The 503-nt window shown below is 45.1% G+C and carries 1 protein-coding gene; it reads left to right on the top strand.

Going from position 1 to position 503, the window contains the following annotated elements:
• Nucleotides 1-335, top strand: a 335-nt coding sequence (locus D7V77_RS43490) for a hypothetical protein (RefSeq protein WP_233597576.1), incomplete at its 5' end; no start/stop codon positions are given.
• Nucleotides 336-503 lie beyond the last annotated feature (168 nt).

Raw genomic sequence — 503 nt, 5'->3', positions numbered from 1 at the left:
GTGGTGGCTATAGCATGGTTCGCCCTCCTGGTAGAGACAGCTGGGCGCAGTATACAAGTGAGTATGGGTTGCCTACATTTATTGCGACCGTTGCTCGTGCTATTTGTGAGGACAAGGGCGTTCCTCTAGAGACAGCAATTCCACAAGCTCTTAAGCGGGTAAAGGCTTGGGCTAGCGGAAAATACGGTGTAAATATCGACACCAAAGAGCGTGCTATAGAGGCAATGAAGCAGTGGAACGCACTACAAATCAAGGTCAGCAAGAACAAGGAGAAGATTCCTGATGATGCCAAAGTTAGAAAAGATCGAAAGAGCAGTAAGCCAAAAAAGGATTAACCTCACTAACGATGATGTTGACCTTATTGTGGAATTGAGTCGTAAGCACTCTCTAGAGACTAAGCCTTCTATTAAAGAGACTGGCGTTGATGCTTTAACAGTCAAGTTATCTAAAGGAAGCACTTTAGATAGGTCTCCTAAGAAAAATTGGGTTGAGCGTGAAGGGGG

The organism is Corallococcus sp. CA041A, from assembly GCF_003612075.1.
Classification (GTDB): Bacteria; Myxococcota; Myxococcia; order Myxococcales; family Myxococcaceae; genus Corallococcus; species Corallococcus exiguus.
The sequence above is the reverse complement of the archived record's forward strand: the minus strand, read 5'-3'. Positions and strand labels throughout refer to the sequence as shown.